The organism is Mesorhizobium sp. BR1-1-13, from assembly GCF_020165515.1.
Lineage (GTDB): Bacteria > Pseudomonadota > Alphaproteobacteria > Rhizobiales > Rhizobiaceae > Mesorhizobium.
Genome location: NZ_JAIUIH010000003.1, coordinates 538697 through 551903, shown reverse-complemented (window position 1 = coordinate 551903; position 13207 = coordinate 538697). Strand labels below are relative to the sequence as shown.

The following is a 13207-nucleotide window of genomic DNA, read 5'->3' as shown; positions in this document are numbered from 1 at the left end:
GTGCGGCATCCTGAAGGATGCCGCGAATATCAGCTCATATGGGCGACGACCTTGTCCACCGTTTCGGGGAAGAAGTCGGGCGCCGCATGGCGTTTGCCGAACATCATGTCGTATTGCAGCAGCCGGAAGTCGCGGATCGCCGGGTCGATCTGCTTTTGCCGCGCCCAATCGGGCGTGGCTTCTCCCGCCGGCGTCAGCAGCAGATTGCGGTCGACCACGCGGTAGCGTTCGCGCATCTCGCCCAGGAAGCCGGTGTAGTAGGGGTGGGTGATGCCGGCTGTTTTCAGGATGTGATAGGGCAGGAAGGCGGGGCTGACGGCGCCCATGTCCTTGGCCGGGCCTGTGCGGTTCGACCAGATGACCAGTGGCGTCTGATGATGCTCCAGCGCCGCCTCGGCGGAAGCCTCCTTGCGCGGCGCGACATTGTCCTTCATGAACCCCGTCTCGACATAGACCGGCCCAAGTGGCGGCAGATGGTCGCCGAAGAAGGCGATGACGGTGGGGCGAGAGCGTTTCTTTGCCCATTCGATCAGGCGTCCGAGACCGCGGTCCGCGTCGGCCGAGCCCTCGGTGTAACTCAGCAGCGATTCACGCGCCCATTGGCTGGTAGGCGCCTGCACGGTGTGGGTCGGGTTGTAGTAGCGGTTCGGCTCGTAAGGGCCGTGGTTCTGCAGGCTGACGGCAAAGAAGAACACGGGGGCATCGCTGGCATCGGCCTCGCTGATGATCTCGTCCGTCATCGCCGCGTCGGATGCCAGCGGCCCGCGCTTTTGCATCGGCGGCAGCGTCTCTTCCGATCTGAAGTCGTCGAAGCCGAAATCGGCATAGACCGCGCCGCGGTTCCAGAACCAGTTGGTGCCCGGATGGATGGCGCGCGCCCTGTAGCCCTCCCTCTTCAGGAAAGTCGCCAGCGACGGCGTCGGCGTGCGCACATATTGCTGGTAGGGGATGCTGCCGGCCGGCAGGAAGGCGTTGGAGAAGCCGGTCAGTGCCTCGAACTCGATATTGGCGGTCATGCCGCCGAATTCGGGTGAGAACATGGAGCCCGAACGCAACGCCCGCACGTTGGGGATCGGATCGGGCGTGATGGTGACCCCCGGCAGCTTGGTCGGATCCCAGAAGGATTCGCTCATGACGACGATGATGTCGGGCTTTTCCTGGGGCACCGAGGCGGTCACCTGCGGCCTGTCGATGGCCGCGATCGTCTTTGCCGAATAGCCTGGCGGCGCCGAGACATGCGCCATCGGCACGTTGAGCGCGAAGGCGAGCGCAAAGCCGTTGGAGGCGTAATTCTCCTTCTGGTCCCACATGATCGGGATGATCTGCAGCCGGTCCCGGGTCCAGGAGAAGGTGGCATAGTCCATGATCGAGACGAAGAAGGCGAGCAGCGGCACCGCCAGCGTCAGCCGGGCGAGACGGCCCTTGCGGCTGAGTATCGGCACCTTTCGACGCCAGACCCGCCAGCCATAGATGAGCAGCGACAGGCCGGCGACGATGCCGACAACCATGGCAAGGGCAGTCATCGGGCGGTCACGCACCAGAAGCGGCAGCAGCGCCACGATCTGGCGGGAGTAGAGGAAATCGGTCGGGTAGAGGGGATCGCCGAGATAATGCGATTTCTGATGGCCGATGAAAGCCAGCGAGAGCGTCAGCGGCGCGACGATCATCAGGCTTTGATAGCTGCGGCCGAAAACGGCATCGAGGCCGATCAGAACCAGGGCGAACACCACGATCGTGGTCCAGCCCGGTTTGAGCGGCTGCAGGAAGAAGGAAACCGTGCCGCCGAAGTCGCCGCGCACGATCAATTCGATGGCGAACACCAGGACGGCCGCGATCAGCAGGCTGGTCAGCCCATAGCGTATGGTCGGCCACTTCCGTCCCGGCAGGTAGCCGGTGGAAGGATCGTCTTCCAGAAACTGTGGCGCGGCTTTGCCTGCGCCTTTCGAAATCCTAGCCACTTTAACTTCCCCACCCAGCGACAGACCCGTCACTCGATTGTCATGGAATTGTCACGCAAAGCTAGCGCCTGTGGCGGAAATAAGAAGAGCCAGCAAACGATTCGTGAGCGGTTTTCATCAGGAGTGATCGCCAAAAAGCCTTTTGGAACAGTCACTCGGCCCGCAAAGCTGCCGAGCGGCCGGGCCGAACCGGGCTTGACTTGGCAGGCCGCGTTGCGTCACAGGCAGGAAAATTCGTGTATCAGGCAAGCAGAACCGAGCTTTGGGAGCCCACACATGGCCGTTGCATTCACCTTTCCGGGACAAGGCAGCCAGGCTGTCGGCATGGGCAAGGACCTCGCCGATGCCTTCCCCGAGGCGCGCAGGGTTTTTAGCGAAGTCGACGACGCGCTCGGCCAAAACCTGTCGAAGCTGATCTGGGAAGGGCCGGAAGAGACGCTGACGCTGACCGCCAATGCGCAGCCGGCGCTGATGGCTGTATCGCTGGCCGCGATCAGGGCCTTGGAAGCACGCGGTTTTTCGCTGAAGGACAAGGTCGCTTACGTCGCCGGCCATTCGCTGGGCGAGTATTCGGCGCTCGCCGCCGCCGGCTTCGTCTCGGTTGCCGATGCCGCCAGGCTGCTGCGCATCCGCGGCAATGCCATGCAAGCGGCGGTGCCGGCCGGCGAAGGCGCCATGGCGGCGATCATCGGGCTGGAGCAGGCCGATGTCGAAGCCGCCTGCGCCGAGGCTGCCAAAGGATCGGTCTGCCAGATCGCCAACGACAATGGCGGTGGCCAGCTGGTTATTTCCGGCGCCAAGGCAGCGGTCGAACTGGCCGCCAAACTGTGCACCGAGAAGGGCGCCAAGCGGGCGCTGATGCTGCAGGTCTCCGCGCCCTTCCATTCGGCGCTGATGGCGCCTGCCGCCGAGATCATGCGGGAAGCGCTGGCCGGGGTAACCAAGAACGCGCCTGTCGTGCCGCTCGTCTCCAATGTCACGGTCACTCCGACCAGCGATCCCGAAATCATTGCGCGCCGTCTGTTCGAACAGGTGATCGGCCGCGTGCGCTGGCGCGAGACGGTGGAGTGGTTCGGCGCGAACGGCGTCACCACGCTCTATGAAGTCGGCGCGGGAAAAGTGCTTTCAGGGCTGGCCCGGCGCATAAACCGCGACATCGCCACGACATCGGTCGGAACCGCGGCGGAGGTCGAGGCCGCATTGGCGGCGCTCGGGTGAAGCGCCGCGTGTGAATTTGATGGCGCGGCTTGTATCGCTGAAGATATTCCGTTGGTGATGGCAATCGGACACCGGCACGACGTATACAGATGAGGTTGCTCGCTGAGCTTCCGAAAACCAAAGAGGAAAACACATGTTCGAACTGACCGGCCGCAAGGCACTTGTCACCGGCGCGTCGGGAGGCATCGGCGAGGCGATCGCCAGGGTGTTGCATGCGCAGGGCGCCGTCGTCGGCCTGCACGGCACGCGTATAGAGAAACTGGAGGCGCTGGCCGCCGAACTTGGCGACCGGGTGAAGCTGTTTCCGGCCGACCTGTCGAACCGCGACGAGGTCAAGACGCTGGGCCAGAAAGCGGAGGCCGATCTCGAGGGCGTCGATATCCTGGTCAACAATGCCGGCATCACCAAGGACGGACTGTTCGTGCGCATGTCGGACGCCGACTGGGACAGCGTGCTTGAAGTCAATCTGACTGCCGTGTTCAGGCTGACGCGTGAGCTGACCCATCCGATGATGCGCCGTCGCCACGGCCGCATCATCAACATTACCTCGGTGGTCGGCGTCACCGGCAATCCCGGCCAGACCAACTACTGCGCCTCCAAGGCCGGCATGATCGGTTTTTCCAAATCGCTGGCGCAGGAGATCGCCACCCGCAGCATAACCGTCAACTGTGTCGCCCCGGGCTTCATCGAATCGGCGATGACCGACAAGCTCAACGACAAGCAGAAGGAGGCGATCATGGCCGCGATCCCGACGCGCCGCATGGGCACCAGCGCCGAAGTGGCGTCCGCCGTCGCCTACCTTGCCTCCAACGAGGCCGGCTACGTCACCGGCCAAACCATCCATGTGAACGGCGGTATGGCGATGATCTGATCGGGTCGGCCAAAGCATGCATTTCGGGCCGGGCCCGGGCATTCGCGGTGGCTTTGAGACGGCGACAGGCGACACCTGGGCGGGCTGTGAAAAGCGACCATTTCGGCTTGGACGCCCACGATTTTTCGTGTAATGCGGCCCGCAACCCGGCGGTTCGGGCAAAAACCGGTCTGCGGCCATTGCGTTTCCGGCGGGACCATCTTTCAGCTTGATTAGCGGCATTCCGCCCGCTAACGAAGACAGACAACCAAAAGACGAGGATGCCCCAAATGAGTGACACCGCAGAGCGCGTCAAGAAGATTGTCATCGAGCACCTGGGCGTCGATGCCGACAAGGTGACGGAGCAGGCGAGCTTCATCGATGATCTGGGCGCCGACAGTCTCGACACGGTCGAACTCGTCATGGCGTTCGAAGAAGAATTCGGCGTCGAGATCCCCGATGACGCGGCTGAAACCATCCTGACGGTGGGCGATGCCGTGAAGTACATCGACAAGGCTTCGGCCTGACGCTTTCCGCAGTCATCACCGGGGAGGACCTGCGATGAGGCGTGTCGTCGTCACGGGCCTTGGGTTGCTGTCGCCGTTCGGCATGGGCTTCGAGCACAGCTGGAAGGAACTTCTGACCGGCCGCAGCGCCGCCAAGCGCATCACCGAGTTCGAGGTGGAGGATCTTGCCTGCAAGATCGCCCATGTCGTTCCGCGTGGTGACGGCAGCAACGCCACCTTCAATCCCGAGGCGGTGCTCGAGCCGAAGGAACTGCGCAAGATCGGCGACTTCATCCTGTACGGGATCGCGGCCGCCGACGAGGCGCTGAAGGATTCCGGCTGGCAGCCGAAGACCCATGCCGAGCAGTGCGCCACCGGCGTTCTGATCGGTTCGGGCATTGGCGGCATCGAAGGCATCGCCGAGAACGCGATGATCCTGAAGGAGCGCGGCCCACGTCGCATCAGCCCCTTCTTCATCCCCGGCCAGATCATCAATCTCGTCTCCGGCCAGGTTTCGATCCGGCATGGGCTGAAAGGCCCCAACCATGCCGTCGTCACCGCTTGCTCGACCGGCGCGCATGCCATCGGCGACGCAGCCCGGCTGATCATCTGGGGCGATGCCGACGTCATGGTCGCCGGCGGTGCCGAAGCGCCGGTGACGCGACTGTCGATCGCTGGCTTCGCTGCCTGCCGTGCGCTGTCGACCGAGCGCAACGACGCGCCGCAAACGGCGTCGCGGCCCTATGACCGTGATCGCGACGGCTTCGTCATGGGCGAGGGCGCCGGCGTCGTCGTGCTTGAGGAACTCGAGCATGCCAAGGCGCGCGGCGCGAAGATCTATGCGGAAGTGACCGGCTACGGCCTGACCGGCGACGCCTATCACATCACCGCACCGGCTGAAGATGGCGACGGCGCATTCCGTTGCATGACGGCGGCGTTGAACCGGGCAAAGCTGACGCCCGCCGATGTCGATTACATCAACGCGCACGGCACTTCGACCATGGCCGACACGATCGAGCTCGGCGCCGTCGAGCGGCTGGTCGGCAATGCCGCATCGAAGATTTCGATGTCGTCGACCAAGTCGTCGATCGGCCATCTCCTCGGCGCGGCAGGGGCTGCCGAAGCGATCTTTTCGATCCTCGCCATCCGCGACAATATCGCGCCGGCCACCATCAATCTTGACAATCCGGAGCGTGAGACCGCGATCGACCTGGTGCCGAACAAGCCGCGTGCCCGCCAGATCGACGTGGCGTTGTCCAATTCCTTCGGCTTCGGCGGCACCAACGCTTCGCTGGTCTTCCAGCGCTACAATGGCTGACCGTTCGCCTGCCGGACGGCGCTTCGGCGTGTCGTCAATTTTGCCATATTCGCCCCTACTCTGCCGCAGGGGATTCGTTGAGAGATCAAACGGTAGGGCGAAATGAACACAAATCCGGCCGGAAACGGAGAGTTCGGGCAAGGGCAGGCGACATCGGGACCGATCATGCCGAAGACAGCCAGCGAAGCCTTGCGGCCGGAGGCCGGGACCCCGCCGCCGAAGCGCTCGCGTGCTTCGCGCAGTCAGGTCGTCGTGTTCATGAACTTCGTCATCTCCTTGGTGATGCTGATGGTTCTGGCGGCGGGTATCGCGCTTTACTTCGGCAAGCAGGAATTCACCGAGCCCGGCCCATCGGCCAATGGCGACACCTTCCTGGTCAAGCCAAACACCGGCGTCCAGGATATCGCCGACCAGCTCGAGCGGCGCGGCCTGATCAGCGACGCGCGCATATTCCGTCTTGGCGTGCGAGCCTTCGGCAATGATTCGGCGCTGAAGGCCGGCGAATACGAGATCAAGCCCAGGGCTTCCATGCGCGACATCATGGAATTGCTGAAGAGCGGCAAGTCGGTCATGTACTCGCTGACCATTCCCGAAGGGCTGACCGTCGAGCAGGCGCTGGCGCGCATCGCAGGCGAGCCCGCCTTGAGCGGCGACATGCCGGCCACCGTGCCTCCAGAGGGCAGCCTCGCCACCGATACGCTGCGCTTCACGCGCGGCGCCACGCGCCAGCAGATGATAGACAAGCTGCTGGCCGACCAGAAGAAGCTGGTCGAGGAGGTCTGGCAGCGGCGCGCCGCCGACCTGCCGCTCGCCAGCATTGACGAGTTCGTCACGCTCGCCTCGATCGTCGAGAAGGAAACAGGCAAGGGCGATGAGCGTTCGCGCGTCGCCGCGGTCTTCCTGAACCGGCTGGCCAAGGGCATGCGCCTGCAATCCGATCCGACCATCATCTACGGTCTGTTCGGCGGCAAGGGCAAACCCGCCGACCGGCCGATCTATCAGTCGGATATCCAGAAGCCGACGCCCTACAACACCTATGTGATCAACGGCCTGCCGCCGACGCCGATCGCCAATCCCGGCCGCGCGGCGCTGGAGGCGGTAGCCAATCCATCAAAGACCGACGACCTCTATTTCGTTGCCGACGGCACTGGCGGACACGTCTTTGCCGCCACGCTTAACGAGCACAATGAGAACGTCGCGCGCTATCGAGCCCAACAGAAGAAGCAAGTCGACGACGCGGCCAAGGCTGATGCCAAGGTGGAGGGGCAGACCGACGCTCCCATTGACGGCGACGCGGGGGCGGCCCAGTAGCGGCGCACGGTTTTCCAACTCGTCCACGCTATCGGTCGTAAGCCGGTTGGCAGGCGGGCATTTCGGCTTTCTGAAGGTGCGCGAAGCCGGATCAAGCAAGTATCGGTTGTACGCGCCAGGGGGTATGCAGGCACGATGAATTTGCAGAGCATGACCGGATTTGCGCGTGCTGTCGCCGAACATGACGGCACCTCGATTGCCTGGGAGGTCAAATCCGTCAACGGCAAGAGCGTCGAGGTGCGGCTGCGGCTGCCGCAGGGCTTCGAGCGGCTGGAGCCGGCCATCAGGCAGACGCTTCAGAAACGTTTTGCGCGCGGCAATTTTCAGGCGACGCTGACCATCACGCGTGCCGCCGGAATGCAGTCCCAGCCCGTTGTCAACGAGGCCTTCCTCAAGGATCTGGCCGGGCTCGCCAAGCGGATCGAAGAACAATTTGGCGTTGCTCCTGCGACCGCCGACGGACTGTTGTCGCTGCGCGGCGTGCTCGAAATTCCCGAGACCAACGAAACCGAGGATGTAAGGACAGCGCTCGACAACGCCGTCATGGCGGCCCTCGAGGCGGCGCTGGAGGGGCTGGAGCGGTCCCGCCAGGGTGAGGGCGCGGCACTTCGCACGCTTCTGATGGGCCATATCGACGCCATCGAAGCGCTGACGCTGGGCGCTGAAGCGGATCCGTCGCGCGAACCGGCGGCCATCCGCGAGCGCCTCGCCGAGCAGGTGCGGCTCTTGATGGATGCTTCGGCCAATCTCGACGCCGGCCGCTTGCACCAGGAAGCCGCCTTCCTCGCCACCAAGGCCGACATTCGCGAGGAGATCGATCGCTTGAAGACGCATGTGGCGTCGGGTCGGGCATTGCTTTCCGGCGGCGGCGCCGTCGGCCGCAAGCTCGATTTTCTGGCACAGGAATTTAACCGCGAATCGAATACGCTGTGCTCGAAATCGAACGCCGCTGCGGTCACCGCAATCGGGCTGGAACTGAAGGCCGTGGTCGATCAGTTTCGTGAACAGGTCCAGAATCTGGAGTAGCCGATGGTTGCCAGGGATTTGGGGTCCCGCATTCGCCGCCGGGGCCTGATGCTCGTGCTGTCGTCGCCGTCGGGCGCCGGCAAGTCGACGATTGCGCGCAACCTTCTGGAAAGCGATTCCAGCCTCGAACTCTCGGTCTCCGTCACCACCAGGCCGCGCCGCGGCTCGGAGATCGAAGGCGTTCACTATCATTTCCGCACCATGCGCGAGTTCGAGCGGCTGCGCGATTCGGACGCCCTGCTCGAATGGGCGGAGGTGCATGGCAATTGCTACGCGACACCGCGCGAGCCGGCGGAACTGGCGCTGGCTCAAGGGCGCGACATGCTGTTCGACATCGATTGGCAAGGCGCCCAGCAGCTCAAGGAGAAGATGCGCGCCGACATCGTCTCGATCTTCATCCTGCCGCCGTCGATGAAGGAGTTGAAGGCAAGGCTGAAGCGCCGCGCCGAGGACCAGGAAGCGGTGATCGAGACGCGGCTGAAGAACGCGCGCAACGAGATCGAGCACTGGAAGGAATATGATTTCGTCATCGTCAACGATGACCTCGATCGCGCCTTCGCCGAAGTGCGCGGCATCGTTGTCGCCGAGCGGTTGCGGCGCGATCGTCGGCCCGGGCTCTTCGATTTCGTCTCGGGACTGTTGGACGAGAAGACGAGCTAGCACTTTCCTCTGCCCACGAACATGGGCCGGCGGACAGGCCGAAGGCCGATAAGTCCGAAACGATGTGCCCGGGCAGGTCGCGCCAGATGCATTTTTCGGCGACATAAATCAGACAATTGACGAAGAGGGTAATGCCCCTAGTTTCTCCTGCACGAACGCACGCGCGTGGTCGGTAACGGCTGGTTCGGCGGCGTCTCACCGTAGCCATGAGGGAGAGCAGATATTGAAACGCTTCTGGCTGGGCGTTCTTGCCATTGTCATTGTCTGCGGCGCCGGATTTTTCGCCTATGCGTGGAAGCCGGCGATCGATCCTGTCGAGCCGCCGCAACGATCGTCGTTCGACCCGGCGCTGATCGAGAAAGGCGCTGTGCTGGCCTCGGTCGGCAATTGCACCTCCTGCCACACCAGGCCCGGTGAAAAGTCCTTTGCCGGCGGGCTCGCCGTGCCGACGCCGTTCGGCACCATCTATTCGACCAACATCACGCCAGATCCGCAGACCGGTATCGGCCGCTGGTCCCAGGCAGCCTTCAACCGCGCCATGCGCGAAGGCGTCGACCGCGAGGGCAGGCATCTCTACCCGGCCTTCCCGTTCGATCATTTCACGCGTGTTTCCGATGAGGACAACCGTGCGCTCTACGCCTATCTGATGACGCGCCAGCCGGTGAACAGCCGGCCGCCCCCGAACGAGCTGCCTTTCCCGCTCGATGTGCGCCTCGTGCTGGCCGGCTGGAAGCTGCTGTTCTTCGACAGGGGCGCCTATCAAAACGATGCTTCGCAAAGCGCGCAGTGGAACCGCGGCGCCTATCTGGTCGATGGGCTCGGCCATTGCGGCGCCTGCCACACGCCGCGCAATCGGTTCGGCGCGGAAGAGAAGGGTTCGCACATGGCCGGCGGCGAGGCGGAAGGCTGGACGGCCTTTGCGCTCGACGGCACTTCACCGGCGCCCATACCGTGGACGCATGACAGCCTGTTTGCCTATCTCAGGCAAGGCTGGCATGCCGACCACGGCGTCGCCAATGGCCCGATGGGCGAAGTGACGGGCAATCTCGGCCGGCTTCCCGACGCCGACATCGACGCCATGGCCACTTACGCCATGTCGCTCATGGGCGAACCATCCGCCGAACGGACGGCAGCCGCGCAGGCTATCCGCGGCCGCGCCGCGGCCGACCCGGCGTCGACCGCCGCCGTGGTGCCGACATCCGCCGATACGCCGGCGGCGCGTGGAGCCGTCATTTACCAGGCAGCATGCGCCACCTGCCACGACGGCAGCCGTCCGCCGCCTTTTGGCGGTATCAATTTCCATCTGTCGAGCGCGGTCAACGCGCCAGATCCGCAGAACGTCATCAACACCGTGCTGTTCGGCCTGCCGGCGGCGGGTGGACGCCCGAGCGCCATCATGCCGGGATTCGCGGCGACGCTGAAGGACGACCAGGTGAATGACTTGCTGGCCTATCTGCGCGATGCCTTTGCCGGCAAGCCGGCCTGGCAGGATGCGGCGGCCAGGATCGCCGACACCAGGAGCGGAAAATACCAGGTTAGCGTCCGGCCCTCGGATGGCATCGAGCGCGGCCCGGACAATGTAGGAGCGAAGGACAGATGATCAATCTCAACGTCAACGGCATCTCCCACGACGTCGACGTCGATCCCGCGACGCCGCTGCTTTATGTGCTGCGCAACGATTTGAAGCTGAACGGCGCCAAGTTCGGCTGCGGCCTTGGCCAATGCGGCGCCTGCACGCTGATGGTCGACGGCAAGCCCGTCTTCTCCTGCCTGACGCCAGCGATGCTGGTGGAAGGCCGCGAGGTCAAGACGGTCGAGGGTTTGGGCACGATCGAGAACCCGGGTCCGATGCAGAAAGCGTTCATCGAGGAGCAGGCGGCGCAATGCGGTTATTGCATCGCCGGCATGATGATGCGGGCGCAGGCGCTGCTCGAGGCCAAACCCGATGCCAGTGACGCCGATATCCGGCAGGCGCTGGAACCTAACCTCTGCCGCTGTGGCACGCATATGCGCATCCTGCGGGCGGTGAGCCGCGCGCGCGACCTGATGAAATCGAAATCGGCTGGCTTAGCGCCGGCCGCGGCCGCAGGGAGGGCATGATGAACGCGCCAACCTTTCCCGAGCTGACACGACGCGGCTTTCTCGCCGGGACCGGCGCGCTGGTCGTGTCCTTCACCATTCCCGTGCAGGCTCAGGAGGCCGCGCCCCCGGCGCAGACGCCCGCGACGCCGGCCCCGGCCAAGAAACTGCCGGGCAGCCTTGCCGATACCCCCTCGCTCGACGCCTGGATCAGGTTGGATGCCGACGGTTCGATCACCGTCTTCACCGGCAAGGCCGAGCTCGGCCAGGGCACCAGGACGTCGCTGCGCCAGATCGCCGCCGAAGAACTGGAGGTCGAGCCGGCTTCCATCAAGCTCATCACTGCCGATACCGCGCTGACGCCGAACGAAGGCTATACCGCCGGCAGCCAGACGATCCAGAACAGCGGCACCGCCATACGCTACGCCTCGGCGCAGGTGCGCCAGATCCTTATCGCCAAGGCGAGCGAGAAGCTCGGCGTTCCGGCCGACCAGCTCAAGGCGGCAAGCGGCAGGATCACCGGGCCGGACGGGAAGTCCGTGGGCTATGGCGAACTCGTGGTGGCGGATTTGCTGCATGTGGACGCATCGGCCGACACAGCGCTGAAATCGCCGGACAGCTATCACGCGATCGGCAAGCCGTTCGCCCGCGTCGATATTCCGGCAAAGGTAACGGGCGGCGAGGCCTATGTGCAGGACATGCGGCTTCCCGGCATGGTGCATGCCCGCGTCGTTCGCCCGCCAAGCTATTCGGCCAAGCTCGTCAGCGTCGACGAGGCCGCCATCAAGACGATGCCGGGCGTGGTGGCGGTGATCCGCGATGGCGACTTCCTGGCCGTTGTGGCCAGGCAGGAATTCCAGGCGGTCCAGGCCATGCGCGCCATGGCCGCCAAGGCGAAGTGGCAGGAGCAGCCGGCCTTGCCGGACCAGGACGATATCCCCGCCTTCCTCGAGCGCTCGGTCGCCGAGGTCGGCACCGTGACCTCGGTCGGCGCGGAAACGGCAACCGGCGCAAAGACGCTGCAGGCACAGTTCACCCGCGCCTACCAGATGCATGGGTCGATCGGCCCCTCCGCTGCCGTTGCCCTGTCGGACAAGGGTCTCATCACGGTGTGGACGCATACTCAAGGCGTCTATCCAGACCGCAAGGCGATCGCCGAGATGCTCGGCGTCGGACCGGAAAAGGTGCGCTGCATCCACACCGAGGGATCAGGCTGCTACGGCCACAATGGCGCCGACGACGCGGCGGCCGACGCCGCGCTGATCGCGCAGGCGCTGCCCGGCACGCCGGTGCGCGTGCAGTGGATGCGCGATCAGGAGCATTTGTGGGAGCCTTATGGCCCTGGCATGCTGACGCGCGCCAGCGCAACGCTGGACGCCAGCGGCAAGATCGTCAACTGGCACTATGATCTGTGGAGCAACAGCCACGGCACGCGGCCGGGAACGGCCGGTTCGCTGATCGCCGGCCGGCTGATGGCGAAGCATTTCCCGCCCGATCCGGCCAAGCTGCAGATCTCGCCGCTCGGCAATGGCGACCGCAACGCCATCCCGCTCTACGAGGTGCCGAACCAGCGGGTGAACTGGCATTTCGTTGCCGACATGCCGGTGCGCGTCTCGTCGCTGCGCGGCCTCGGCGCCTACTGCAACGTGTTCTCGATCGAAAGCTTCATGGACGAGCTGGCGCTCGCGGCCGGCGCCGACCCGGTGGAATACCGGCTGAGGCACATGAAGGACCCGCGCGCCAGGAAGGTGATCGAGGTTGCGGCGCAAAAATTCGGCTGGAGCAATGATCCTATGCCGGAGGGCCGCGGCCGGGGGTTCGCCTTCGCCAAGTACAAGAACCACGCCGCCTATCTCGCAGTCGCGCTTGAAGCGGAGGTCGATCGCGACAGCGGCGTCATCGCCATCTCGCATGTGGTCTCGGCGGTCGACTGCGGCGAAGCGGTGGCGCCGGATTCGATCGTCAACCAGACCGAAGGCGGTATCTTGCAGTCGCTGAGCTGGACGCTTTACGAGGCCGTCCATTTCGACGACACCCGCATCCTGAGCGCGGATTGGTCGGCCTATCCGATCCTGCGCTTCAGCGCTGTTCCGGACAGCGTGGAAGTGCATGTCGTCGACAATCCCGGCACGCTCTATCTCGGCGTCGCGGAAGCAGCGCAGGGCCCGACAGCCGGCGCGATCGCCAATGCCTTCCGCCACGCCGCGGGAAAACGCATCTATGACCTGCCCTACACGCGCGAGCGCGTGAAAGCGGTGTTGGGCGTGTAGTCGAAGCATGC

Annotated in this window: 11 protein-coding genes; 10 read left to right on the top strand and 1 reads right to left on the bottom strand. The window is 64.5% G+C overall.

The window, feature by feature from the left end; genetic code table 11:
- Positions 1-29: 29 nt before the first annotated feature.
- Positions 30-1958: an LTA synthase family protein gene (locus tag LB533_RS10355; RefSeq protein WP_224677136.1), complete on the bottom strand. Its 1929-nt coding sequence runs from the start codon at positions 1956-1958 to the stop codon at positions 30-32.
- A gap of 276 nt (positions 1959-2234) precedes the next feature.
- On the opposite strand from LB533_RS10355, the gene fabD reads away from it, so the two are divergent.
- The 10 genes from fabD (at position 2235) to LB533_RS10305 (ending at position 13196) form a co-directional block, all read left to right on the top strand.
- Positions 2235-3176 (top strand): ACP S-malonyltransferase, encoded by a 942-nt coding sequence (gene fabD / locus LB533_RS10350; protein ID WP_224677135.1) that lies wholly within the window; start codon positions 2235-2237, stop codon positions 3174-3176.
- Positions 3177-3309: 133 nt separating this feature from the next.
- Positions 3310-4047 (top strand): 3-oxoacyl-[acyl-carrier-protein] reductase, encoded by a 738-nt coding sequence (gene fabG / locus LB533_RS10345; RefSeq protein WP_224677134.1) that lies wholly within the window; start codon positions 3310-3312, stop codon positions 4045-4047.
- 269 nt (positions 4048-4316) lie between these two features.
- Positions 4317-4553, top strand: a complete 237-nt coding sequence (locus tag LB533_RS10340) for an acyl carrier protein (protein ID WP_006203723.1) — start codon at positions 4317-4319, stop codon at positions 4551-4553.
- 34 nt (positions 4554-4587) lie between these two features.
- Positions 4588-5850: a beta-ketoacyl-ACP synthase II gene (gene fabF / locus LB533_RS10335; RefSeq protein WP_140494455.1), complete on the top strand. Its 1263-nt coding sequence runs from the start codon at positions 4588-4590 to the stop codon at positions 5848-5850.
- Between the two features lie 102 nt (positions 5851-5952).
- A complete protein-coding gene (gene mltG / locus LB533_RS10330) occupies positions 5953-7161 on the top strand; it encodes an endolytic transglycosylase MltG (RefSeq protein WP_224677133.1) in 1209 nt (402 codons plus the stop codon).
- Positions 7162-7296: 135 nt separating this feature from the next.
- The gene (locus tag LB533_RS10325; RefSeq protein ID WP_224677132.1) at positions 7297-8187 is read left to right on the top strand and encodes a YicC/YloC family endoribonuclease; all 891 of its coding nucleotides are present in this window, start codon (positions 7297-7299) and stop codon (positions 8185-8187) included.
- Positions 8188-8190: 3 nt separating this feature from the next.
- Entirely contained in the window at positions 8191-8847 is a 657-nt protein-coding gene (gene gmk, locus LB533_RS10320) for a guanylate kinase (protein WP_140494448.1), read from the top strand.
- Positions 8848-9070: 223 nt separating this feature from the next.
- Entirely contained in the window at positions 9071-10447 is a 1377-nt protein-coding gene (locus LB533_RS10315) for a cytochrome c (protein ID WP_224677131.1), read from the top strand.
- Entirely contained in the window at positions 10444-10947 is a 504-nt protein-coding gene (locus tag LB533_RS10310; protein ID WP_224677130.1) for a (2Fe-2S)-binding protein, read from the top strand. Before LB533_RS10315 ends, LB533_RS10310 begins: the two co-directional genes overlap by 4 nt.
- Entirely contained in the window at positions 10947-13196 is a 2250-nt protein-coding gene (locus LB533_RS10305; RefSeq protein WP_224677129.1) for a xanthine dehydrogenase family protein molybdopterin-binding subunit, read from the top strand. Before LB533_RS10310 ends, LB533_RS10305 begins: the two co-directional genes overlap by 1 nt.
- Positions 13197-13207: the final 11 nt, after the last annotated feature.

Coding starts and splice junctions, on each gene's coding strand:
- LB533_RS10305 (WP_224677129.1), top strand. CDS start 10,947: ATGAACGCGCCAACCTTTCCCGAGCTGACACGACGCGGCTTTCTCGCC.
- LB533_RS10310 (WP_224677130.1), top strand. CDS start 10,444: ATGATCAATCTCAACGTCAACGGCATCTCCCACGACGTCGACGTCGAT.
- LB533_RS10340 (WP_006203723.1), top strand. CDS start 4,317: ATGAGTGACACCGCAGAGCGCGTCAAGAAGATTGTCATCGAGCACCTG.
- gmk (WP_140494448.1), top strand. CDS start 8,191: ATGGTTGCCAGGGATTTGGGGTCCCGCATTCGCCGCCGGGGCCTGATG.
- mltG (WP_224677133.1), top strand. CDS start 5,953: ATGAACACAAATCCGGCCGGAAACGGAGAGTTCGGGCAAGGGCAGGCG.
- fabG (WP_224677134.1), top strand. CDS start 3,310: ATGTTCGAACTGACCGGCCGCAAGGCACTTGTCACCGGCGCGTCGGGA.
- LB533_RS10325 (WP_224677132.1), top strand. CDS start 7,297: ATGAATTTGCAGAGCATGACCGGATTTGCGCGTGCTGTCGCCGAACAT.
- fabD (WP_224677135.1), top strand. CDS start 2,235: ATGGCCGTTGCATTCACCTTTCCGGGACAAGGCAGCCAGGCTGTCGGC.
- fabF (WP_140494455.1), top strand. CDS start 4,588: ATGAGGCGTGTCGTCGTCACGGGCCTTGGGTTGCTGTCGCCGTTCGGC.